This is a genomic window from Marinobacterium nitratireducens, assembly GCF_014645375.1.
In the GTDB taxonomy this organism is placed as follows: Bacteria; Pseudomonadota; Gammaproteobacteria; order Pseudomonadales; family Balneatricaceae; genus Marinobacterium_A; species Marinobacterium_A nitratireducens.
The window spans coordinates 98,917-122,138 of record NZ_BMLT01000005.1 but is presented as its reverse complement, the minus strand read 5'-3'; the positions used below and the strand labels follow the sequence as shown (position 1 = coordinate 122,138).

The 23,222-nt window shown below is 61.3% G+C and carries 17 protein-coding genes; 7 read left to right on the top strand and 10 right to left on the bottom strand.

What is annotated here, in order from left to right:
• The first annotated feature begins 177 nt into the window (after positions 1-177).
• The gene (locus IEX85_RS10915) at positions 178-1,344 is read left to right on the top strand and encodes an acyl-CoA dehydrogenase family protein (protein ID WP_188860631.1); all 1,167 of its coding nucleotides are present in this window, start codon (positions 178-180) and stop codon (positions 1,342-1,344) included.
• A gap of 426 nt (positions 1,345-1,770) precedes the next feature.
• Here the strand turns inward: IEX85_RS10915 and IEX85_RS10910 are convergent, their stop codons facing one another.
• The 5 genes from IEX85_RS10910 to IEX85_RS10890 form a co-directional block, all read right to left on the bottom strand.
• Entirely contained in the window at positions 1,771-2,628 is an 858-nt protein-coding gene (locus IEX85_RS10910) for a universal stress protein (RefSeq protein WP_188860630.1), read from the bottom strand.
• A gap of 172 nt (positions 2,629-2,800) precedes the next feature.
• The gene (locus tag IEX85_RS10905) at positions 2,801-3,976 is read right to left on the bottom strand and encodes a thioesterase domain-containing protein (RefSeq protein WP_188860629.1); all 1,176 of its coding nucleotides are present in this window, start codon (positions 3,974-3,976) and stop codon (positions 2,801-2,803) included.
• 105 nt (positions 3,977-4,081) lie between these two features.
• Positions 4,082-6,079: a tripartite tricarboxylate transporter permease gene (locus IEX85_RS10900; protein WP_188860628.1), complete on the bottom strand. Its 1,998-nt coding sequence runs from the start codon at positions 6,077-6,079 to the stop codon at positions 4,082-4,084.
• An 82-nt stretch (positions 6,080-6,161) separates the two neighbouring features.
• Positions 6,162-7,280, bottom strand: coding sequence for a Bug family tripartite tricarboxylate transporter substrate binding protein (locus tag IEX85_RS10895; protein ID WP_188860627.1), 1,119 nt, complete (start codon positions 7,278-7,280; stop codon positions 6,162-6,164).
• A gap of 123 nt (positions 7,281-7,403) precedes the next feature.
• A complete protein-coding gene (locus tag IEX85_RS10890; RefSeq protein WP_188860626.1) occupies positions 7,404-8,504 on the bottom strand; it encodes a 4-oxalomesaconate tautomerase in 1,101 nt (366 codons plus the stop codon).
• 524 nt (positions 8,505-9,028) lie between these two features.
• Here IEX85_RS10890 and gcvA point away from each other — a divergent pair.
• The 5 genes from gcvA (at position 9,029) to IEX85_RS10865 (ending at position 13,383) form a co-directional block, all read left to right on the top strand.
• On the top strand, positions 9,029-9,958 hold the full coding sequence (gene gcvA / locus IEX85_RS10885) for a transcriptional regulator GcvA (protein WP_188860625.1): 930 nt from the start codon (positions 9,029-9,031) through the stop codon (positions 9,956-9,958).
• Positions 9,933-10,604, top strand: a complete 672-nt coding sequence (locus IEX85_RS10880; protein ID WP_188860624.1) for a response regulator transcription factor — start codon at positions 9,933-9,935, stop codon at positions 10,602-10,604. The genes gcvA and IEX85_RS10880 overlap by 26 nt, the downstream gene beginning before the upstream one ends.
• Positions 10,579-12,000, top strand: coding sequence for a sensor histidine kinase (locus IEX85_RS10875; RefSeq protein ID WP_188860623.1), 1,422 nt, complete (start codon positions 10,579-10,581; stop codon positions 11,998-12,000). The genes IEX85_RS10880 and IEX85_RS10875 overlap by 26 nt, the downstream gene beginning before the upstream one ends.
• Positions 11,997-13,070, top strand: coding sequence for an ABC transporter substrate-binding protein (locus IEX85_RS10870; RefSeq protein ID WP_188860622.1), 1,074 nt, complete (start codon positions 11,997-11,999; stop codon positions 13,068-13,070). Before IEX85_RS10875 ends, IEX85_RS10870 begins: the two co-directional genes overlap by 4 nt.
• A gap of 121 nt (positions 13,071-13,191) precedes the next feature.
• Entirely contained in the window at positions 13,192-13,383 is a 192-nt protein-coding gene (locus tag IEX85_RS10865) for a hypothetical protein (protein ID WP_188860621.1), read from the top strand.
• Positions 13,384-13,436: 53 nt separating this feature from the next.
• On the opposite strand, the gene IEX85_RS10860 is transcribed toward IEX85_RS10865, so the two are convergent.
• The 4 genes from IEX85_RS10860 to IEX85_RS10845 all read right to left on the bottom strand — a co-directional run bounded on the left by IEX85_RS10860 (position 13,437) and on the right by IEX85_RS10845 (position 18,990).
• Entirely contained in the window at positions 13,437-14,354 is a 918-nt protein-coding gene (locus IEX85_RS10860) for a porin (RefSeq protein WP_268238079.1), read from the bottom strand.
• A 732-nt stretch (positions 14,355-15,086) separates the two neighbouring features.
• A complete protein-coding gene (locus tag IEX85_RS10855) occupies positions 15,087-16,115 on the bottom strand; it encodes a TAXI family TRAP transporter solute-binding subunit (RefSeq protein WP_188860619.1) in 1,029 nt (342 codons plus the stop codon).
• A gap of 52 nt (positions 16,116-16,167) precedes the next feature.
• A complete protein-coding gene (locus IEX85_RS10850; protein WP_188860618.1) occupies positions 16,168-18,060 on the bottom strand; it encodes a TRAP transporter permease in 1,893 nt (630 codons plus the stop codon).
• 135 nt (positions 18,061-18,195) lie between these two features.
• Entirely contained in the window at positions 18,196-18,990 is a 795-nt protein-coding gene (locus tag IEX85_RS10845) for a helix-turn-helix domain-containing protein (protein WP_188860617.1), read from the bottom strand.
• A gap of 107 nt (positions 18,991-19,097) precedes the next feature.
• Between IEX85_RS10845 and IEX85_RS10840 the strand changes: the two genes are divergently transcribed.
• A complete protein-coding gene (locus IEX85_RS10840) occupies positions 19,098-20,672 on the top strand; it encodes an alkaline phosphatase family protein (RefSeq protein WP_188860616.1) in 1,575 nt (524 codons plus the stop codon).
• Between the two features lie 237 nt (positions 20,673-20,909).
• On the opposite strand, the gene ptsP is transcribed toward IEX85_RS10840, so the two are convergent.
• Positions 20,910-23,204 carry a phosphoenolpyruvate--protein phosphotransferase gene (ptsP, locus tag IEX85_RS10835; protein ID WP_188860615.1) on the bottom strand — a complete coding sequence of 765 codons (2,295 nt, stop codon included), beginning with the start codon at positions 23,202-23,204 and terminating at the stop codon, positions 20,910-20,912.
• Positions 23,205-23,222: the final 18 nt, after the last annotated feature.

Below are 23,222 nucleotides of genomic sequence, written 5' to 3'. Positions count from 1 at the left end.
TCGGCAATCCTCCTGGCAATTCCCCAATTAGGCGGCTGATACAGGGTGACGGCAGGTCGCAAGCGACCTGCTTGCAGCCGCTTCGGTATGCCGATGCGCTGCACGCAGCAGCGATCCGGCAGGCGGTCTGCCCTGGCGCCTAGTCGAACGAAAAATATTCTATCGGAGAACAATAAGATGATTCGTGATCAGCAACGTCAGTCCCAGTTGCTCGACGAAATCCGGACCTGGGTCCGGACGGTCGCCATCCCCAACGAGAATCGGGTGGAGCAGGATGGCGTCGTACCCGAGGACCTGGTCGCGGATCTGCGCGAGCGTGGCTTCTTCGGCTGGAGCATCCCGCAAGCCTATGGCGGCCTTGGGCTGACGACCGAGGAGCTGGTGCAGGCCGCAATGGAGCTGTCGCAGTGTTCGGTGGCGTTTCGCGCGCGGGTCGGCACCAATACCGGAATCGGCTCCGAGGCGCTGGTGGCCGACGGCATCGAAGAGCAGAAGCGCCACTATCTGCCCAAGCTGGCGTCGGGCGAGTGGACCGGCTGTTTTGCGCTGACCGAAAAGGAGGCGGGCTCCGATGCTACCGCGCTGGCGACCACGGCGGTGCGCGACGGCAACAGCTACGTGTTGAACGGCGCCAAGTGCTTTATCACTAACGCGCCGATCGCCGACCTGTTCACAGTGCTTGCCCGTACCGACCCCAACGAGCCGGGCCATCTTGGTATCAGCGCCTTTCTCGTCGAGCGGACCATGCCGGGGCTGCGCACCGGAGAGCCCTATCGAATGATGGGGCAATCCGGCTCGCCGGTATCCGAGGTCTATTTCGAGGACTGCCGCGTGCCTGCGGCGAACCTGATCGGCGGCGTCGAGGGCCAGGGGTTCCGCACCGCGATGAAGGTGTTGAACAAGCAGCGGCTGCACCTGTCGGCGCTCTGCACCGGGCCCGCTATCCGCATGCTCGAAGATGCCGTCCGGCATGTCATGGCGCGCCGTCAGTTCGGTCAGCCGTTGGCCGACTTCCAGCTGGTGCAGGCGATGATCGCCGATTGCGAAACCGAGATCAGTGCGGCGCGGGCACTGGTCCTGGACACTGCACGCAAGCGCGACCTCGGCGAAGACGTCACCAAGGCTGCGTCGATGTGCAAGTACTACGCGTCGGAAATGTGCGGCCGCGTCGCCGATCGCGCGGTGCAGCTGTTCGGCGGCTCGGGTTACGTGGTTGACTACAGCTGCATCGAGCGTTTCTACCGCGATATCAGGCTGTTTCGCCTTTATGAAGGTACCAGCCAGATCCACCAGTTGAACATTGCCAAGCAGGTGCTGCGCGAAGCGCAAGCTAACGTCGCCTGAGTCCGGCAAACGGCGACTTTTGCGAGGTTCAGGAGTGTTGTCGATCCGCTGGAGTTGTTTGTCGGTGGACCGTTCATGCGCGGAGCGATAGCACCGCTGTTCGGCGTCGGGTTCAATCCGGGAAACTGGCGTTCCGGCCAGGTGGTGCCGGCGGGGCAGGGCGTTCATGAATTGCTGATCGCAACTTCAGCTGAGGGGAGGCGACGCCTGTGTTGCGATGGTTCGGTGTGTCTACAATGTGCCGGGATAGCCCTGCAATGCAGGGCTGGTGCCAATCAACAGGTTTAATGTGATTATCCCAAGGTTTTCACAACCTGTAGTACTTTGTCTCAGCGTTATCCGATCATCGCTCCTCCCCTGGTTGCACTGTGGTGGGTCACTGCCCGGCGGTGGCTGATTGCTGTGACCGGACAGTGTGGAATGGTTTCAGTGACTCAGCAGCAGCGGTATGGGACTGTGCTGCAGCAGGTGGCGGGTAACGCCACCGAATGCCTGCTGTTGCAGGCGGTGGTGGCTGTAGGCACCCATCACGATAAGGTCGCAGTCCTCGCCTTGGGCTGCCTCGAGCAGGTCGGCGCCATCGCTGCGGTGACGGTGTTCGACTCGCTGCGTTTTCGCGTCGATGCCGTGGCTTTGCAGATAGGCTTGCAGCGCCTCCGAACCGGGAACCCGGTCGGAGGTGGTTTCATGGGTCAGTATCCGCACGTCGCCGCAACCACGCAGCAGTGGCAGGGCACTGCGCACCGCCCGTGACGCCTCGGGGCTGCCGTTCCAGGCAATGGCGATGCGCTGCGGGTCGAAGCCGGTCTGCGTCCGTGGCATGACCAGCACCGGGCTGCCGCTCTGCAGGATCGCGGCCTCCAGTGTCGCACTGATTGCGCCGCTCCTGCCCTGGGGAATGATCAGCAGGTCGGCGACTCTGCCGCGGCGTGCGACCAGTTCGCTGCGCAGCCCCTCGACTTCATGCCAGCAGGCGCAAGCGCTGTCCGGCAGGCACTCTTCGCTGATCGTGACGCCCCCCTGATCGGCCAGCTGCTTAAACAGCTCGCGCAGCTGTTCGGCGTCCTGGCGCGACTGGGTATCGGCGATCCGCTCGAGCTCCTGCATGAACTGGCGTGACAGTCCTGCGATTTCGTGGGGTACGAAGCGGCTGGGATGGGCGCTGGCATGCAGCACCTGCAGTTGGGCGCCGAAGTACTTTGCCACCGCCAGCGCTCCCTGCAGTCGTTCGGAAGCCTCGCCGCTGCTCGACAGCGGCATCAACAATATTTTTGGCGTGTTCATACGTTACTCTCGTCAGCTCAGGGGCCAGGGCATCTGCACCAGGTCCTGCAGCAGGCCGCGGGGAAGGGTTGCTGCCAACTGGCTCCTGCGTAAAGTTTGTTGCGAATATTAGATTGAGGTCTTACCCATCTATACTCTGACTTCTTATGCAAACGATGCTGATGATTTTGACTCAGTTTTTAGCTTGAGTTACGTCGTTACCACCTAGTATCACCGCCAATTCGGTTTTGAATTTCTCTACGCGCTCATCGAGTTCACTAATTGCGTCTGCTGTCTCTTTGGCACCGTGCCTCCCAACAAAGAAAAAATGATTTCCTTTTACTTCTCTCGCCAAGGTGGTCGAAGATTTTTGAGTTATATCTTTGAGCGAGGCGACGTCTGTTTCTGAGATGGTGTTGGATTTATTTACTTCCTTGTATAGGCTTAGAATTTTGTTGGCGTTGTAGAGACTCCAGGTGGAAGTATCAGTCAATGTATGACGTATGTCTGCTTCGGAGCTTGGAGTGATCATTGCAACTAGAGGCATGCTGCCGTATTCGTAGCCTTTTGCGTCTTGAATATCTTCCCAGTGATCACGTACGAACTGATTTTGACCTTCGCGATATCGAAGGCCATATCCCTGCTGTTGGATCGAAATATTTCCCGTATATTCTGTCTCATAAATCTCCCATGGAATAATGGCATCGCCGCCATTAGCCAGGGTGTTTGCATCGATTTGTTTGAACCACTTCGGGATGTCCTGAGAACGATCTGCTAAGCCGGTAGAAGTCATGTTCACTGACTTGTTCATCGTGATGATGCCGGGAAGCGGTGGAGTGGCAGCAAGAGACGTGTAAAAATCGATTTTTAGTTCGATTTCATTTGCAGCTTCAGAGTATGCCTGGACTATTTTTCCGGCCATGCTCCAGCCCAGTATGATTACCTGGTTTTTAAGGTTGTTCTCTTTTATTGTTCGAAGTGATATTTCAGCTGCCTGAGCGCCCCAGTCTCGAATGGTGAAGTTAGGATAAGCATTATCCATGGCCCCGCTTTTGGTCTCTATCGGGTATGATATCCCCAAGAAGTTATAGCCCTTCTTGTTAAGCCAGTAAGAAAGAAAGTTGTCTTCTTCACTTCCGGTGTGGCCCCCATATGAGATACGTGCGCTATGATGGGCGCCGGGTATGAAAACGATCAGGGGCTCGCTGGAATCTCCCTTAATGAATTTTGTGATAGCAGGGTAGCCTCTGGCTTCAATTATCTCCTCTCCTGCCCACAGGTTTTCAGCGCTTGCACTATTAGAGGCAATCGCGCCCAGAGTGGCCATGACTACCAGAGTTCCAGCTGATTTGTAGATTTTTTTTAGCATTGATGGATCCTCTTACAACGGGGAATCGCCTTTGCGGCTCTTGATACAGGGCTGCTGCCGGAGATGTCGAATGACACTCCGGCAAAAGCCGATCGGGTTTTCAGATCAGCTCAGGGGCCAGGGCATCTGCACCAGGTCCTGCAGCAGGCCGCGGGGAAGGTCCAGCACCATCAGATGGGCCAGGGTGATGAGGAACCCGAGCGCGGCACCGGTCAACGACAGGGTCCTGAGCAGCGAGGTGCGCGCCTTGGTCATCAGGAATACAACGAAGAACAGGCCAATGGCGATCAGGTAACCGAACAGGTAACAGCCGAGAATCAGTGCCGTGAGCCAGTACAGGTAGTGCGGCAGGCGAGCCACGGTGCTGTCGCTGTCGTATCCTGCTTCGACCTCGTTATCGAAGTTGACCGGGTCGTCAACCTGGCCGCGCAGCAGCTTGACCAGTACCGTCAGCGACAGTATCAGCATCAGGCCGCTGATGCCGGCGGTGAAGACGCCGCCGAGGAACGAATGCTGGAAAGCGTCGTAGAGCGCGAAGCCGAAGAAGGCGACCACCGCCGCGGCAAAGATGACCTGCGGTTTCAGGTTGCGGGCACGACGGCGCGGCGGTTCAGCGGCGGCCGGCGCTTCGGTGCTGTCGTCACCGCTGTTGCGCTTGGCGCGGACGGCGAAGTAGACCGACAGTACGGTGATGAAGGCAATGATCATCACGCCGGGTTTGGTCAGGAAGGACCAGCCGTCGAACTGAATCGCCTGGTACAGATAGGTCTCCATGCCGCCGGCCAGTACGAAGCCGATCAGGAAGGCCGGGCGGGGCCAGTCGAAGCGTTTCATCAGCACGCCGAGCACGCCGATCGCCAGCAGCGCGACCAGATCGCCGAGGCTGCGGGTGGCCTGAAAAGCGGCGAAGCAGATCACCATCAGCATGAAGGGCGCCATCAGCGCGTAGGGAATCAGCGTCAGGCGCGAGACCCACTTAGACAGGAACAGGCAGGAACCGGCGCCGATGACGTTGGCCAGAGCCAGCGACCAGACGATGGTGTAGGTGGTGCCGAGCTCCGCACCGACCATGGCGGGGCCGGGTTCGAGGCCGATCAGCACCATGCCGCCGAGGAACACTGCCATGCTGCCAGAACCGGGGATGCCGAACAGCAGCGTCGGCACCAGGCCGCCGCCCTCCTTGGCGTTGTTGGCGGATTCGGGCGCGATCACGCCGCGCACGTCGCCGTTACCGAAGTCGGGCTTGTCTTTGGTGGTCTGAACGGCATGGCCGTAGGCGATCCAGTCGACGACGCTGCCGCCGAGGCCCGGCAGGGCGCCGACGAGCGTGCCGATTACGGCGCAGCGGATTGCCAGCCATTTGTTGCGGATGACGTCCCTGAGGCCATCGAACCAGCCGCTGCCGAGTTCCGAGGCTTCGTTGATGGCGCGATTCTGGCGCAGCAGGTCGATGATTTCAGGAATCGCGAAGATACCAAGGCCGACGACGACGAGCGGAATGCCGTCCATCAGGTAGATGTTGTCGAAGGACATGCGGTATTCGCCGGTGGCGGGGGCGGCGCCGAGGCTGCCCAGCAGCACGCCGATACCGCAGGCGCTGATGCCTTTTACCAGGCTGTTGCCGGCGAGTACGCCGACCATGCTGAGTCCCAGCAAAGTGAGCATGAACAGCTCGGCGGAGCCGAATGCCAGGATCAGCGGGCGGGCGATCAGAACGAAGGCCGTCAGGAGCAGGGCGCCTAGCAGGCCACCCAGCAGCGAGGCGCTGAAGGCGGCGCCCAGGGCGCGGGCCGCGTGGCCCTGCTTGGCCATCGGGAAGCCGTCCAGCACGGTGGCCTGGGAGGCGCTGGAGCCGGGAATGCCCATCAACACCGACGTGAAGGTATCGGAAGTCGGAATCACCGCAACCAGGCCGATCAGCATCGCCAGTGCGGAGATGGGTTCCATGCCATAGAGGAACGGTAGCAGCAGCGAGAGGCCGGCGATACCGCCGAGTCCCGGGAAGATACCGATCATCAGGCCAAGAAAGACACCGCCGGCGAGATAGGCGATATGCTCGATGCTGAGTACGGTCAGCAGCGAGGAAGCAATAGTCTCAATCATGGGAATCACCTTGGGAAGGAGCGGGCTGGACCCTGTCGGTCGCAGCCCGCTGAGGTGCCTGTAGGAATCAGTTGGCGCTCGATCAGAGACCGGCGCTGTAGCGGCTGTTCAGCCAGTCGATGATCCAGGCCTTGGCGGCGTCGTCGATCTTCAGCGCTTCGGCAAACATCATCTGGGCATCGCTGCCGACGGCCTGCTCGTAGTTGCCGAGCACGTCTTCGGCCTCGGTCTCGAAGCCAGGCTTGGCTATGACTTTCGCCACGGCTTCGCTGTAGGCCTGCACGACGTCTTCGGGCGTGCCCTTGGGCAGGAAGAGGCCTTTCTGGGCCGCATAGCCGGCGATGAAGAAGGATTTCCAGGCGCGGAAAGCTTCACTGTCCGGCGCCTGGCCATGCACCATCTCGTAGGCTTCGACGAAATGCGGCAGGTCCGGGAAGTTCGGGTCGCGCTTGATCTTGCCGTCCTTGCCCAGCACGCCGTAGCTGAACAGCGGGATGGCCTTGCCTTCGTCAACCAGTGGCTGGACCTTCTTGATGAAGGCCGAGGTGGTCTGGGCGTCGATGTTGACTTCGCCACGCTCGAATGCCAGTCGGCCTTCGCCGCGGCCCTTCATGCCGAAGACGGCCTTAACGTCCATGTCCAGCAGGTCGAGCGCGAGCAGTGTCACCAGGTCCATGCTGGTGGCGCCCTGGCTGGCGAACTTCATATCCTGGCCCTTGAGCTTGGCGATATCCGCGACCGAGTCGATACCCAGGTCCGCGCTGACGTAGACGACGCCGCCGGTGGGCGATGCCAGCACCGCGGCCCAGTCCTTGTAGTCGTAGCGCACGCGGCTGTCGCCAAGGATGTACGGGAACATGGTCGATGCCGAGGAAGCCAGGACATCGCGGCCATCCGGCTTGGCGCGCAGCTGGAACTGGTTGGCGCCGCTGGTGGAGCCGCCGCCCGGAATGTTCTTGACCACCATCACCGGGCTGCCCGGCAGCTGCTCTGCAACCAGCGGAGCGTAGAAACGGCCCCAGGTGTCGGAACCGCCGCCTTCCTTGAAGGGCATGACCATTTCGATGCGATCACCGTCGAAGTCGACGGCCAGGGCGGCGGATGACAGCGTCAGGGCGCCGGCGCCGAGGGTAACGGCGGCAATTGACGTGCGGAGTGAGCGGGTGACGTTGGCAATGAAAGTCGTTTTCGAGTTATTCATCGTTCGGATCTCTTATTGTTTTGGCCGGATCAGGTATGAGGTCGAGCGTCCGGCATGGCTTTACGGTATCCCCTGAAGCTGTCATCAAGCTGTCAATCGGATACCGGGTGTGAAATTTTCGGCTCAGGAGGCTTCGCAATGGTTGCCGGCCCAGATAGAACCCGGCACATAGAGCTCGCCGCGAAACAGTCGGCGGGCCGTGCGCACGACGCCGGCGCGGCGGATCTCGATACCGTTGGCCGTCAGCGCGCTGTCGAGCACGATATCGATCTGGCCACTCGGATGTTCCAGTCGAACCTGCCCGTCGGCGGCCACCGGCGCGGCCAGCGGGGCCGAGACCGAGTCGGGCAGCAATGCCGAGGCGCTGACACAGATGGCGCCGGTCACGGCGTGGCTGGCATGGCAGTTGTCCGGGACAAAGTAACGCGACGTCAGGGTGCCGCCGTTGCGCGGCGCGCTGACCAGTGCGACCTTCGGCACCACCTTGCCGCTGGCATCGCCGAGGCCCATTTTCCAGGAGGCGGCCAGGCGGATTTTCTCGATCCGCGCCAGCAGTTCGCTGTCGCTGTCGAGCTCGGCCTTGGATTCGGCGCCGGTCTTGCCGAGCGAGTGAGCGGCGATGATTACCATCGGCACCGCGGCGTCGATGCAGGTGACCGGCACGCCCTCGATGAGGTCCCAGACGTTGCCGGTGGGTAACAGTCTGCCGGTCTTGCTGCCGGCGACGTCGAGAAAGTTCAGCAGCACCGGCGCGGCAGTGCCTTCGACGCCATCGATGCGGGTGTCGCCCTCGTATTCGACCTGACCATCGGGCGTCTTTACGCGGACCTCGATCAGCTTGTCTGTGTTGACGTTGCGCACCCGCACGACGGTTTCGTCGCCGACCGGCTTCACCAGGCCTGCATCGATGGCGAAGGGGCCGACGCCGGCGAGGATGTTGCCGCAGGACGGGGCGATATCGACGTACAGCCTGTCGATGCCGACCTGGGCGAACAGGTAGTCGACATCGGCTTGCGGATGGCTGGAGCGGGACAGGATAGCGGCCTTGCTGGTGAGCGAAGTGCCGCCGCCGATACCGTCGATCTGCTGACGGTTGGGCGAGCCCATCGCGGCGAGCAGTACCTGCTCCTGAGTGGCCCAGTCGGCCGGCAGGTCGGTGGCGAGGAAATAGGGGCCACGGGAAGTGCCGCCTCTCATCATGGTGCAGGGAATGGCTGTCTGCATGGTCTTGGTCTCGGTTGAGCGGTCCGCTGTGGTTTAAAATTTCTAGCTCTAGAGCGGTGCTGGCTTTGTCCCTAAGCCCTGCTGATAACCAAGATACGCCTGCCTCAAAAACCGGACAAACCATATATTTTTTATTTTTGGTATAGAAAAAATAAACTGACATTTCGATCCTTAGTAGATCGGTCTGAAAATCAAGAGCAAATATAAAGGCTTGAGTAGACTTGATAAGGTATTCGTAGATGCAGATCGATAGATAATTTCTTCAATAAAAACAATTATATAGTAGTTATCATTCGTCATGATTCAGCGCAGTGAAAGATGTCGGAGCGGCGCCTCGATGCGGGCTCAAGTTTTCGTCTTCGCAGGGGTGCGGTCGGGCCTGGGTAGAGGTTTGGTGCGAGTAGGACTAGAATAGCTAAATATAAAATCATCGTGCGAAGACGGACTTCGGCTTCCTGGACTTGGGTGTCACCGAAGCGCCTGGTGTTAAAGTTGTTTATATTTTCTATATTGAGGAGCGGGTGATGAGACGGATGCCGCCGCTAAAGGCGTTGCGGACCTTCGAGGCCGCCGGCCGGCTCGAGAGCCTGAAGAAGGCGGCCGACGAGCTGCATGTGACGACCGGCGCCGTGAGCCAGCAGATCAAGTTGCTGGAGGAATTCATCGGCGTCGATCTGTTCAAGCGTATGAACAAGTCCGTGCGGTTGACTGAAGCCGGACGCGAGGCTCTGCCATTCGTCGAGGAGGCGTTCGAACTGCTGAACCAGGCCGTGATCAAGGCGCAGGAGTTCGGCAACCAGAAGCTCATTACGGTGAGCGTGGCGCCGTCGTTCGGCGCCAAATGGCTGCTGCCCCGACTCGAGTTGTTCCGCCGCGGCCATCCCGACATCGACCTGCGGGTCGATGCGTCGACGCGGCTGGTGGACTTTTCCCTCGAGGACGTGGACCTGGCGATCCGCTACGGCCCCCCGAAGGAGCGCGGGCTGCATCTTGAGCTGCTGACCGACGAGGAACTCTTCCCGGTCTGCAGCCCGCGGCTGCTGGAGCGCGGCCATCGCTTCGCGCACCCGTCGGACCTGGCCGGCCAGACGCTGCTGCATTTCGAGGGGCGTGCCGATGACCGCGACTTTCCGGGCTGGAATCAGTGGCTGTCAGCGGCCGGTGTCGCGGGAGTCGAGGTGGTCAACGGGCCGCGTTTCAGCATGTCGAGCATGGTATTGCAGGCGGCGATGGACGGGCAGGGAATTGCCCTTGGCAGCAGCGTGCTGGCGGCCGACGACCTGCGAGCCGGGCGCCTGGTTCGCTTGTTCGAGATCAGCGTTCGGGCCAAACACAACTACTATCTGATATGCACACGCAATACCTTCAACCGGCCGGACATTCAGCGCTTCGTACGCTGGATCAAGGCGGAGATGGGTGGAGACCGCGATGAGAGTTCTGATCGTCGAGGATGACAGCACCCTCGGAGAAGCCATCAGCCGGCACTTGCAGAAGCAGGGGCAAGCCGTCGACTGGGTCGCCGATGGGGCCCTGGCGGACCGGGTGCTGGCGCAACAGTCGTTCGATCTGATCATACTGGATCTGAACCTGCCGGGGCTTGGCGGCGAGCGGGTGCTGGAAAAGCTGCGGCGCCGCGATGATCCCGCGCCGGTACTGATACTGACGGCGCGCGGGCAGGTCGAGGACCGCATCGCACTGTTGAACCTTGGCGCCGATGACTACCTCACCAAACCATTCGACTTCGGCGAACTCGACGCCCGTTGCCGGGCGCTGCTGCGTCGCAGTCAGGGGCAGGCGCGGGATCTGCTGACGCTGGGCAATACCGAGCTCGATCGCAGGGCCTGCGAGGTGCGGATCGATGGTCGACTCGTCGAGCTGGCGCCGCGGGAGCTGCGGCTGCTGGAAGTGTTCATGAGCCACACCGGTCGGGTGTTGAGCAAGACGGAGTTGATCGACCACCTCTACGGCTTCGACGAGACGCCCGGGGCCAACGCGATCGAGCTGTATGTCGGCCGCCTGCGCAAGAAAATGGAGCACAGTTCAGTGCAGATCTGCACCCTGCGGGGCCTTGGCTATGTGGTTAAGACTCCGTCGTCCTGAGCCGGCGCGCTGGTCGATCCGCCGCAAGCTTCTGCTGCTGACACTGATGCTGCTGGGTGTCATTTCCATTTTCGCGCTGCGGGCTGCCCAGAGCTACAGCCAGCGCGCCGCCGGGCTTTCGTATGACCGGCTGTTGACCGGTGCGGCGCTGCAGATCGCCGAACACATCGGCCTGCATGACGGCCGTGTGGTGGTGGATCTGCCGCGTGCCGCCTTCGAGACGCTGGCGCTGGCGCCCGAAGACCGTGTCTTCTATCGGGTGCTCGGACCGGGCGACGCCCATATCACCGGATATGCCGACCTGCCGTTGCCGGCGGTCGAAACCGATGTGCGTCATTCCGGCGACGCCTTCCGCCAGTATTTCTTCGATGCCGCCTATGGCGGCGAGCCGGTGCGCTTTCTGGTGCTCAGCCGGCTGCTGACCGAGACCGACTTCAGCGGCACCATTCGCATCCAGCTGGGCCAGACAACGCGAGCCCGGCAGGCTCTGGCCGGCGAGATCAGCCTGCGCGCCGTGCAGTTGGTTGCGGTGCTGTTCCTGATTGCCCTGTTGCTGGTGTCGGCCGGTATCTGGATGACGCTGCGGCCGCTCGAGCGGCTGAACCGGGCGCTGGCGCAAAGGTCCCCGGTGGATCTGAGTCCACTGGACGTGGCGGTGCCGCGGGAGATCTCGCGGCTGGTGCAGACCCTCAATCACCTGATGCTGCAGCTCGGCGGTACCTTGAACCGGTTGCAGCGCTTCACCAGCGAAGCGGCACACCAGATCCGCACGCCCTTGGCCGGGCTGCGCTCTCAGGCTCAGAATGCGCGCGCCGAGGAAGACGAGACGTTACGGTGGCGTCAGCTCGGACAGGTCATAGAGTCTGCCGACCGGCTCAGCGACACCGTCGATCAGCTGCTCAAGCAGGCGGTGCTGACGCACCGGCTGCGCAGCGAGCAGGACGAGCGGCTGGCGCTCGATGAGCTGGTGCTGGACGTGTGCCGTGATCTGGCGGTGCCGGCGCTGGAACGTGATGTCGAGCTGGCATACGACGGCACAGCGGGGATCGAGCTCAGGGGTAACCGCTTCGCCCTCAGGCAAATGCTCCAGAACCTGGTCGAGAATGCCATCCGCTACAGCGAGCCGGGCAGCGACGTACAGGTGAAGTTGCAGCGGGACGGGAGCGGGGTGCTGCTCAGCGTCACCGACCGGGGCCCGGGTATTCCTGATGCCGAGAAACCGCTGGTGTTCGAGCGCTTCTACCGCAGTCCCGGCAACAGCCGCTCCGGTTCCGGTCTCGGGCTGGCCATCGTTCAGGAAGTCGCCGGGCACCACAGGGCCAGCCTGCGCCTGAAGGACAACACGCCGCAAGGCCTCATTGTCGAGGTCCATTTTCCGTCAGGGAGGCTGTCATGAAGCTGATCGGTGCTGCACTGCTGTGCCTGTTGGCGACCTTTGTCAGCTGTTCGGTCGATGCCGAGGAGCTTCACGATCTGCCGGCGGCGGGCCGGGAAACCGCGGTGCTGGAGGTCCATGCCGGCGCCGACTTCGCTGCCATCAAGCCGGTGCTCGCGGCGTTTCAGCGCCGGTACCCGGGCATTCGCCTGCGCTATCACGAATTCGGCACCCTCGAGCTCTATCACGCCTTTCTCGAACGCTACCCGCAGACGCCCGATCTGGTGATGAGTTCGGCGATGGACCTGCAGGTGAAACTGGTCAACGACGGCTATGCCCACCCCTACCGCTCGGCCGAAACCGGCCGTCTGCCCGAGTGGGCGCGCTGGCGCGACGAGATCTTCGGCATCACCTACGAGCCCGCGGTCTTCGTGCTCAATACCGGCTTTCTCGACAACGAGTCCGTGCCTGCCAGCCGTGCCGAGCTGATCGACCTGATCCGGCGCAAGGGCGACCAGGTGCGCGGGCGCATCGGCACCTTCGATATCGAACGGGTCGGCATCGGCTACCTGGTCTGGTCTCACGACAACCAGAGAACCGCCAGCAACGGCCGGCTGCTGGAGCTGTTTGCGACGCAGGAGGCGCGGTTGTTCACCAGCAGCGCGGCGATGCTCCGGGCGCTGGTGCGGGGGGATATCGTCATCGCCTACAACGTGCTCGGCTCCTACGCCCATGCCTGGGCCAAGCGCCACCCGCTACTCACGGTGGTGCTGGCCGAGGACTACACCACCGTCATCATGCGCACCGCCTTCGTGCCGAAAATGGCCCGTAACCCGCAGGATGCGCGTCGCTTTCTCGACTTCCTGCTGTCGGACGAGGGTCAGCAGGTGCTGGCCGACGAGGCCAGTCTCTATCCGGTGCGCGGCGATATCGTCGGCGAAACCGGCGCCAGCCGGCTACGGCTCACCTTCAACAGCCCGTTGCGACCCATTCCGCTGGGAGTGCCGCTTTTGGTGCAGACTGACGAGATGAAGCGAGAGCTGATACTGGAGGAATGGCGCCGTGCCTTCGATAGCCCCGACCGGCAGTAAGAAACGCTATCTGTGAGCGTTGTCGTGTCGGTACAGGTTAAAAGCCAACCCGGCAATCCGGAATGGGTTTGGGCCTGCACGGCAGTATGATCCGGGCCCGCCAACGGGCTTCGGTGCGCTCTTGAGCTCATTGCTGCGTGTTGATGGGTTGCGCCGCGACATACAAGCAGCTGACCGGAAGCCCGATGCCAGCGCGGCCTCAGCCATCCTGCTGCTGCTTTTCGCCTGTTTCGGTCTGGGCGGCACTTCGCCGGGCGGCGCTGCGCTTGCCTCTGCGGCCTTGAAAACGTTTTTCGACAGTAAAGCTCAATGAACCCAAAAAGCCCCGCCTAAGCGGGGCAAGCATTGAATCCGGGGAGACGGCGGTTAGAATGCGATGTTCACGCCCACGGCGATATTGTCCTCGGCTTCGTCGTACTCGCCGATTTCGGCCCAAAGGCTGACGTTTTTCTCCAGCTGCTTTTTCAAGTTCAGCACCAGCAGGCTATCGTCGGTACCGGTGTCGTCGTCATCGTAGTCTTTGTCGAAGTAGCCCAGCGATGACGACCAGCCCTGACTGAAGTGGTATTTGGCTGCGACACCGAGGACTTTGGAATCGTCGCCGCCGAATCGGTCACTGTTGAGCTCGTAGACGCCACCAAGTTCCAGCTTGTCGAGGTTGTAGGCAAAACCGATGGAGTCGCGGTTGTAGTTGTGGTCGGCTCCAGGTGGGCCAACTTCCTGGTCGACGCTGACGCGGCCTATACCGACGTTCCAGTTGTCGCCCCAGTACAGTGCGCGAACCGAGATGACGTCGTGATCCTCGCCGTTGTCCTCGTTGATCTGCAGCGAGGCGCCAACGACCTGAAAGCCGTTCCAGTTCGGGCTGACGTAGGCCAGTACATTCTGTCCCTCGTCGGGCTGCTCGAAGATCTTGCCGCCGGCGGCCGGGGTGTTGGCGTGGGGTTCATTGTATTCGAACTTACGCAGGCCGCCGTAGATATTGCGGAACTGTCCGCTGACGGAACGGGGCGCGATCACGAAGCTGCCGTAGCGGGTTGGGAAGGCGACCGAAGCCTGGCGCACATGGATTTCATCCTCGCCATCGGTATCCTCGTCGGCATTGGCGGCATCAGACACGTCGACCAGAAGCTGATAAGCGGCTTTGAACCCTTCGAGCTCGTAGACGCCCTTAATGCCAAACTCGAGCTCGTAGGCTTCGGCTTCGAAGTCCTTTTCGTCATCGACGGCGCCGACGCTGATCATACCGAATACCTTGGGCTCCGTACTGGCCACGGATTCCATCGCAATTGAAAAAAGGCATGCAGAGACAATAAGCCCGGTGGCTTTGTTTATTTTCATTGTGTGACCTTCTTCTGTTTTGGTGTTCAGAATGTATGGGTTTTTAATTGCGCGGCTTCTAACCTGATTTCAGGTTTTCGCCTTTCGAATAAAATTTTGGCACTCAAGACATATGGGCTTGAGGGGATAATGGAGGCGCCTGTTTCAAGTAGATCGTAAAGGTGTTTATCGGTCTCCTTAATATTAACCAGGGAACCTGAGAGCAAGTCCCATTTGGTCTCTGCGGGTCCTGAAGCGTGCAGGCAACACCCGAACTCACGGGCACTTTGGCCCTGCTCCTTGTCAAGCACTGCAGCAACGCATAGGCATGCTTCAGGGCCCGGCCTGTGGGGCTTTCAGCGCGAGCCGGACTCATTGTTGCAGCTTCTCGACAGGCCGCCGGGGTGCCGTCGAAACGGCGTCTCGATGCCGTCTAGGCCAGAGCCTTATTGGGAATTATTCGAAGGTTCCTGGGCAATCCATAAGGCATCCCTGCCTCTTTGATTTTTATCGTTTAATAGCGGGTGGGATTATTCAATACTCCTGGAATTAAACGATATGCGCAGGTTTCTGAGTGCTCGATTACCGTCGATGCCTCCGTCAATCGGAACGATTGAGCGGCATTTTCATGTCAGCTTGATAATCGCTGGACCCTGAAAATGGGCTTCAACAGGCAAAAGAGCACTTTTTGCATTTTTACTGGATCGTCAGATTCTGCGGGATATCCAGCCCGCGCTCTCGGTAGTACTGCACTGCGCCAGGGTGAAGCGGAATGTTCAGCTGTTCAAACGCACGTTCCAACTGAATATTGCTCAACAAACGGGTCTGTTGCGCGCGTTCGTCGATATTCTCCCAGAACGCCTTGGTCATCTTGTAGATGGTCTCATCCGCTACAGACGCGTTGGTGACGATACCCACGGTGACACTGATGGTGCGGACGTCGCCCTGGGTAACCTGATTTTCGCCATATACGTTTGCCGGGATAGCGCCCAGTTGATAGCCCGGTCTCTGCAGGAGTTGCGCGAGCTTCGGGTTCTCCAGCTGCTCTTCCGGCACGCCCAGCAGTCGGATTTTATTGGTCATGACGACCTGGGTCATGATCGGGCTCGGAGGCAGAGTGGGGTTGAAGTAAACATCGATATGACCGTCCTGGAAGCTTTGCGAGGCTGCGTCCCAGCCCAGGGTGACGACATCATAGTCTTCTTCCGCCTTGTATCCGGTCATTGCTTCGATCAATAGCTGGGACGTCTGGTAGGCGACGCCACCCGGGGGGCCCAGGAAAATACGTTTGCCCTTGAAATCCTCGAAGCTCTCGATGCCGGAGTCGGCAAAAGTCGCGACGTGGTAGTAGCCCATCGGGAAGTTGAACAGGGCCCGCAGTTTTTCCGATTGCTTGGCGGCCCCTTTGACCTTGGCATAGGGACCTGCTTCGGTTTGCATCAGGTGGTGCAGGTTGGGGGAAGACATGAAGAACTGCGAGCGCCCCATGGCGGTCTCGATCGAGTGCCGGGTCGCGGCACCGGTCGCATTCACCTCGATGCTGTACTCGGGGAGTTGCTCGTTGATGATATTGGCGAAGGTATTCATGACGACATAGGGTGATGTACCGGGTCCCAGTGTCGAAAGACGCATATTCTCGGCAGCGGCGATCGGCATCGCCGTGAAGGCCGCCACCGCGGCCGCTGCGGCCAGGCCCAGGGCTTTCTTATGCAGTTGTTGGAACATACTGTTCTCCTTATTGTTGTCGGGCGGTTTTGGATTGCATTGGAGCTGTCATTCAGGCGCTGCTTTTCGGCGAGCTGGCGCAGCGTGCCGTCTTGCGGCGACTGCGGTAGACCAGCTCGGCGGCGACTATCAGCAGCAGAGACGCCACTTGAAGCGGTAGCGATGGCAGGATCAGGCAGATTGCGGCGAGAACCGCTGCCAGTGTCCAGACCACGCCACGCGGGGCGAAAATCGCGAGACACCAGATCGCCACGGCGAGTCGCAACAGGATCCAGCAGAACTCGCTGAGCGAGAAGTCGGCGATAAGCAGCAGCGACGGGTTGAAGGCGAAGGCGAAGGGAACCAGGAAGCCTATCAGGGCGAGCCGTACAGCCGTCACACTGATTCCAATCGGGTTGGCCTGGGCGATGGATGCCGCCGCGAATGCTGCCAGCGCCACCGGGGGCGTCACCGCCGACATGACCGCGAAATAGACCACGAACAGGTGCGCCGCGATAGTCGGCACGCCCAGTGCTTCCACGGCCGGACCCATGACCAGGATGATGATCAGGTAGGCCGGTACCGTCGGCATGCCCATACCGAGGACCAGGCAGGCCAGGGCCATCAGCAGCAGCGACATCAGCAGAGAGCCGTCTGACAGTGCCTGCGCGGCGGTGGCAAAACGCAGCCCCAGGCCGGTCAGGTTCATGATGCCAACGATGATGCCGACGGCGCCTACCGCGACCAGAATGGTGGCGCTGGCCGATGCAGCGCTGGACAGGGTCTGATGCAGCGCCTTGAGTGAACGGGTCTTGGGGTTGAGTGCCAGGCCCAGTACCAGCGCGGCAACGGTGGCCCAGAAACCGGCCAGAGCGGGTGACTTGCCGCCGATCAGCAGCACTATGATCAGTCCCAAAGGCACGACGAAGACCGACAGCATCAGCCAGTCACGTCCGCCAAAGCGCGGGATGGTCGCCGGGTCCGGCCGTTCGATGTCGGCGCGACGCGCCTCGGCGGAGATACAGGCGAAGAGACTGCCGTAATACAGGATTGCCGGCACCAGGGCGGCGAGGCAGATATAGAGATAGGGGATGCCGGTCAGGTCGGCCATGATGAAGGCCACGGCGCCCATGATCGGCGGCATGATCTGGCCACCGCTGGACGCCGCCGTCTCGACGGCGCCGGCGAAACGGGCGGAAAAGCCGCTGCGCTTGATCATCGGAATAGTGACGACGCCGGTACCGACGACGTTGGCGACGGCGCTGCCCGAGACCGAGCCGAACAGCGCGCTGGCCATTACGGCGGCATGGGCCGCACCGCCGCGCAACCAGCCGAGACTGCGCATGGCCAGTTTCAGCAGGACGTCGCCGGCCCCCAGCACTTCAAGCAGGGCACCGAAGATGATGAAGATGATGATGGTGCTGACCACAACCGCCAGCGGGCGGCCAAATACGCCGTCGAAACTGTACCAGAGGGTAAAGGTCATATCGGGCAGGGTGAGCCCGGAGTGGCTGAGCATGCCACCGAGCTGGTCCCCGAAGAGACCGTAGACGATGCCAACGGCGCACACCAGCACCAGCGGTAACCCCACCATGCGGCGCGCCATCTCGAGCAATACGATCAGAGCGCCGACGCCGAGTGCGACGTCGATGGGTTCGAGGAAGTAAAGGCCGGTTTCAAGCGCCTCTGCGATCATCGCGTAGCGAACCAGCGCCGCGATCAACAGGACGCAGAGCCCAAGATCCAGTATCACGCGGGCCACGCCGGCCTTGGCAGAGGGGCGGCTCAACAGGAGCAGGATGCCCAGCGCCAGGCCACCGACGCGCACCAGGGCGTCGTCATAGATGCCGAAGCGGGCAGTATAAAGGGTTCCAACTACCAGCAACGCGGCAAAGAGTAGAAAAAGACCTTGGCGTAGATGCTGTGCAACCTGTGCGATGAGCGAATTGTCGGTCTTTATTATCATTTTGACCCCAGTCTTTTGAACGGTCGGATGGAAACGAACAGCTTGTGAGCTGACTGTAGGTTTTCCCGGTCGAAATGCCCAACAGGCTTTTCACCTGGTGAATACTCCATCGCGTGCCGCTCAGGCAGGGCCCGATCAGTATAACTGGTGCTGCTCGAACAGCTGTGCCAGTTCTTCGGCGCCGGGGCGCAGTTTCGCGTAGAAAACCTGATCGATGTCGGGATCCGGATAGGCGGATTTCATCCAGACAAAGCTCAGGCAGGCCTGGACTTCTCCCTTTACCAGAATCGGCAGGGCAATGGCGCGGAACTCCTCCTCGGTATCGGACGGCAAAGATTTGATGCTGGGGTCCCGAACGCCATAACCACGCTCTCGAACCTCACTCAGCATCCGTTCGATATAAACGCTATCCTTTGCCAACCGACCCTCTTCGCCCCCCTGCTCGCTCAGTCGTCGAAGGATGGTGGTGCGCAGGCGGTCATCGCAGTAGGCGAGGTAGGCGCGTCCGATTGCAGATTTCAGCATGCTGGGGCGATAGTCGATCACCTCCCGGTTCAGGACGAAGGGGCTGCGCGAGCGCGACGTTTCGATAATGGCCATGCTGTCGCCGTCGAATACCGATATATCGCAGGGCCAGTGCAACTGTTGCTGCAGCCGCTCGAGCACCGGCGCGGCCACCTGGGCCATGGCGTCCCTGATCTGCACCTGGCCACCGAGTTCGTGAAGCTTGTAGGTGAGACGGTAGAGGCGGTCGCCCATACCGCGGTAAACCCAACCTTCCTGTCCAAGGGTGGTCAGAATCCGCAGCAGGGTGGCGCGATCGATGCCGGTGACCCGATGCAGATCAGCCAGGCTGACCGGTCCCGCCGCATTGTTGATCGCATTGACGACCGTCAATCCCCTGGCGAGTGCTTGTATCGGTTTGACCATGGTGTGCTTGCCTTTTTATTTTCACTGAGTGAAATGCTCGGTTGTGCCGCCGCCTCTGTCAATAGAAAGTGATCTGCGTCGAAGTTAATGGCTTACCAGGTTCCAACATGGCGAAGAAACCCAATATCCTCTTCATAATGGCTGATCAGTTGCGGGCCGACTATCTCGGCTGCAACGGCCATCCGACCATCCGCACGCCGAATATCGATGCCTTGGCTGCACGTGGCGTCAACTTTACGCGCGCCTACTGTCAGGCGCCTGTGTGCGGCCCCTCCAGGATGTCCTTTTACACCGGCCGCTATGCGTCCAGCCACGGAGCGAGCTACAACAATGTGCCGTTGCGTGTCGATGAAAGAACCCTGGGCGACTATCTGCGTCCCGAGGGGTATCGCGTGGCACTGGTGGGCAAGACCCATATGCGACGTGATGTCGAGGGGATGCAGCGGCTGGGTGTCGATCCCGACTCGTCGCGCGGCGTGCTGATCAGCGAATGCGGCTTTGAGCCCTACGAACGCGATGACGGTCTGCACCCCGATCAGTCCGTCAATCCCGACCTGCGCTACAACGAGTATTTGCGTAGCCAGGGCTATGAAAGCCACAACCCATGGCATGACTTTGCCAATTCCGCTGAAGGCGACGATGGCGAGGTGCTCAGCGGCTGGAGCATGCGCAACTGCCATCTGCCGGCACGCGTGCGCGAGGAGGATTCCGAGACCGCCTATACCACCCGCCGGGCGATGGATTTTATCTCCGAGTCAGAGGGCGAGCCCTGGTGCTTGCACCTGAGCTATATCAAGCCGCACTGGCCCTATATGGCGCCGGCACCCTATCACGAGCTCTATGGCGTGGACGATGTACTGCCGGCGGCCCGGTCGAAGCAGGAGCTCGAACAGCCGCACCCGGTTGTCGGCGCCTTCATGAAACATCCGGAATCGGAATCCTTCGCCCGCGATGAGGTCCGGGAACGGGTGATACCGGCCTATATGGGGCTGATCACGCAGCTCGACGATCATATCGGCCGGCTGATGGCGTTCCTCGAGGCACGTGGTGAGCTGGACAATACGCTGGTCGTATTGACCTCCGACCATGGCGATTACCTCGGCGACCACTGGCTGGGGGAAAAGGAACTGTTCCACGAAGCCAGCGTCGCTGTGCCAATGATCGTCGTCGACCCCTCGACCACGGCGGATGCCACCCGGGGACAGCGGTCGGAGCGGCTGGTCGAGGCGATCGATCTTGTACCCACCTTCGTCGACTATGCCGGGGGTGGCGAATTCGATCATATTCTCGAGGGGCGGTCCCTGAAATCGGTGATCGAGGGGGCGTCGCCGACCGAGTGGCGCCGTTATGCATTCAGCGAATGCGACTACGCCTGGCGGCCGGCGCGTCTCGAGCTGGGCCTCGCACCCGATCAGGCCAACGCCTGGATGGTGACCGACGGGCGCTGGAAATACGTCCATTACGAGCACTTTCAGCCGCAGTTGTTCGATCTGGCGCATGACCCGGACGAGCTGAATGATCTGGGGAACGACGAGGAGCACCGAACAATATGCCGGGCAATGGAAGAGGCCCTGTATCAGTGGTGCCGCGAGCGCAAATCGCGCATCACCGTCAGAAACAGCCAGGTTTCGGCGGCCACCGGCTCGGCACATAAACGCGGCTACCTGTTCGGGATCTGGTAAGGCGACAATGTTCAGAGCTGTGCGCCTCTTCCAGTGGTGAAATGGATTGGCGCCCGCTCGGTCGGCTGGGAGTGTTCGCTCGATCGCTATCTCTGAGCGGTCCCGGCCACGCCCGGTCGTTCGGACAACCGGTCAGTTGTCAGGTTCGCGTGGCAGGGCGGGCACCGTCTCTGCAAGCCGGTTCGGCACCTTGGACCCAGTAGTGGCTCTGCGCACTGTGCATGCCCCGCGCGTGCATCAGCCGCGGTTCCCCGGATGCACCAGGGCGTTGAGGCCGGCGTCGCGGAGGGCCTGGGTCAGCAGGGCGCGTATGGCGCTGGCCTGCTCGAGTTTCAGTGACTGGCGCAGCAGGTGTCTGGCCCGTTGCCGGCTGAAGGAGTGGATAGCCCACTTGATCCGCGGCAGGTCGCCGGCGCTCAGGCTGAGGCTGCTGACGCCCATGCCGATCAACAGCAGCGCCACGGCGGGATCGCCAGCCGCCTCACCGCAGACGCTGACCGGTGTGCCGCTGCGCCTGCCTGCCCGGATGATGCGAAGCAGCGCCTGAATCACGGCGGGGTGGAGGGCATCGAACCAACGGGCGACGCGCTCGTTGTTGCGGTCGACCGCGAGCAGGTACTGAATCAGATCATTGGTGCCGACCGACAGGAAGTCCACCCGCCTGGCCAGTGCCTCTACCACGTAGACGGCGGATGGCACCTCGATCATCGCGCCCACAAGCGGGCGGGTGATCGACAGGCCTTCCTGCTCCAGCTGCTGCTGCGCCCGCTGAATCAGTACCAGTGCTTCGTCCAGGTCTTCGACCCGGCTGATCATCGGCAAAAGCAGGTTCAGGTTGTTCAACCCGCGATTGGCTCTGAGCATGGCCCGGATCTGTGTCAGAAACATCTCGGGATGATCGAGCGAAATGCGGATACCGCGCCAGCCGAGGAAGGGATTCGTTTCCTTTACCGGAAAGTAGCTCAGCGGCTTGTCGCCGCCGATATCCAGTGTGCGCAGCGTCACCGGTCGGGGGTGAAAGGTTTCGAGCACCTGACGGTACAGGAGGTACTGCTCCTCTTCTGTCGGAAAGCTGTCGCGAACCATGAAGGGAAATTCGGTGCGGTAGAGGCCGATGCCTTCGGAGCCGGCGGCGAGCGATGGATTGAGATCAGACAGCAGGCCCGCGTTGGTGTATAGCGGGACCCTGAAGCCATCGGAGGTTTGCGCGGTCTGCTCGCGCAGGTGACGTAGCTTTTTCGACAGCCGGCGCTCGCGCGCGGCGAGGTTGCGGAACTCCCGCTGCAGGCTGGCGTCGGGCTCGACGTAGAGCCGGCCCCGATAGCCGTCGACGATCAGCGACTTGCCGTCGAGGCTGGCAAGGGGCAGGGTGTCGGCCAGCCCCATGATCGCCGGAATACCCATGGAGCGGGCCAGAATTGCCAGGTGGGAAAGCCTCGATCCGTGCCCCGAGATCACCGCCACCAGGCGCCCGCCCTTGACGGCGGCCAGGTCCAGGGCACTGAGGTCCTCTCCAACGAGGATGGTACGTGCGGGATACCGCTCCTCGACCGGGTCCCGCGCCTTCAGCGCGTTGAGCAGGGCGCGACCGATATCGCGAATGTCATCGGCCCGTTCCCGTAAATAGGGGTCGTTCATGGCTTCGAAGTAGCGGGCGTGTTCCCGAATACTGTCGCGCAGAGCCCCGGCTGCCCAGTTGCCGTTGCGGATGCCGGCCAGTGTGCTCGTTTTCAGTTCGTCGCTGCGGGCTATCATGGCGTAGGCCCGAAACAGTGTCCGGTCTTCGGGCATCAGTCCCGCGCCCTGTTCCTCGGCTATCCGGTCAAGTTCCTGAGCCACCTGTCCGACGGCTGCCTGAAAGTCTGCGATCTCGGCCTCGATATCGGTGACCGGGCGGTCCGGAACCTGTTCGAGTTTTTCCCTGCTGTAGACGACATGCCCGGTGCCGTTGGCAATACCCGGTGCACCGATAACGCCCTCGAAAAAAGGGGCTGCGGCCTGGTCGCCGGCAGCGCTGGCGCTGATGCTGCTGCGGGCTTCAGCCAGTTTTATGCCGCCCGCGATCTGCGCGGCCAGGGTGGCCAGCGATGCCAGCTCCGATTCGCTGAAGCGGTATTTCGCCTTTTTCTGCACGACCAGTACGCCGAGCAGGGCGCTCTGATGCATCACGGGAACGCCGAGGTAGCCCTGACAGTTGCCGCTCCTGTGAGCGGGCAGGGCCTGGCTATCGCAGAGGTTGACCGGTTCCGAGCGCTCCGCCACCAGGTTGGCCAGCGCGTCGGCGAAGGCGTGTGGCAGCGGAGGGCCGGCATGGGCGTCGAGTCCGTCGCTGGCCATCAGCCGTTGCAGACCCTGCTGCGCGGGGTCCGAGAGATAGAGCAGGCAAATATCGACCCGAAAGACATTGCGCACGTCTTTGGCGATACCGTACAGGGCGCTGTCGAGATTCGGGGCATCCCCGAGACTCTGGACGATGGCATCAAAGCGGGTCGTCGGTAGCACGGACGAACGTGATGCCGGTTCTCGAATCATGTTCCCCTCCAGGGGCGG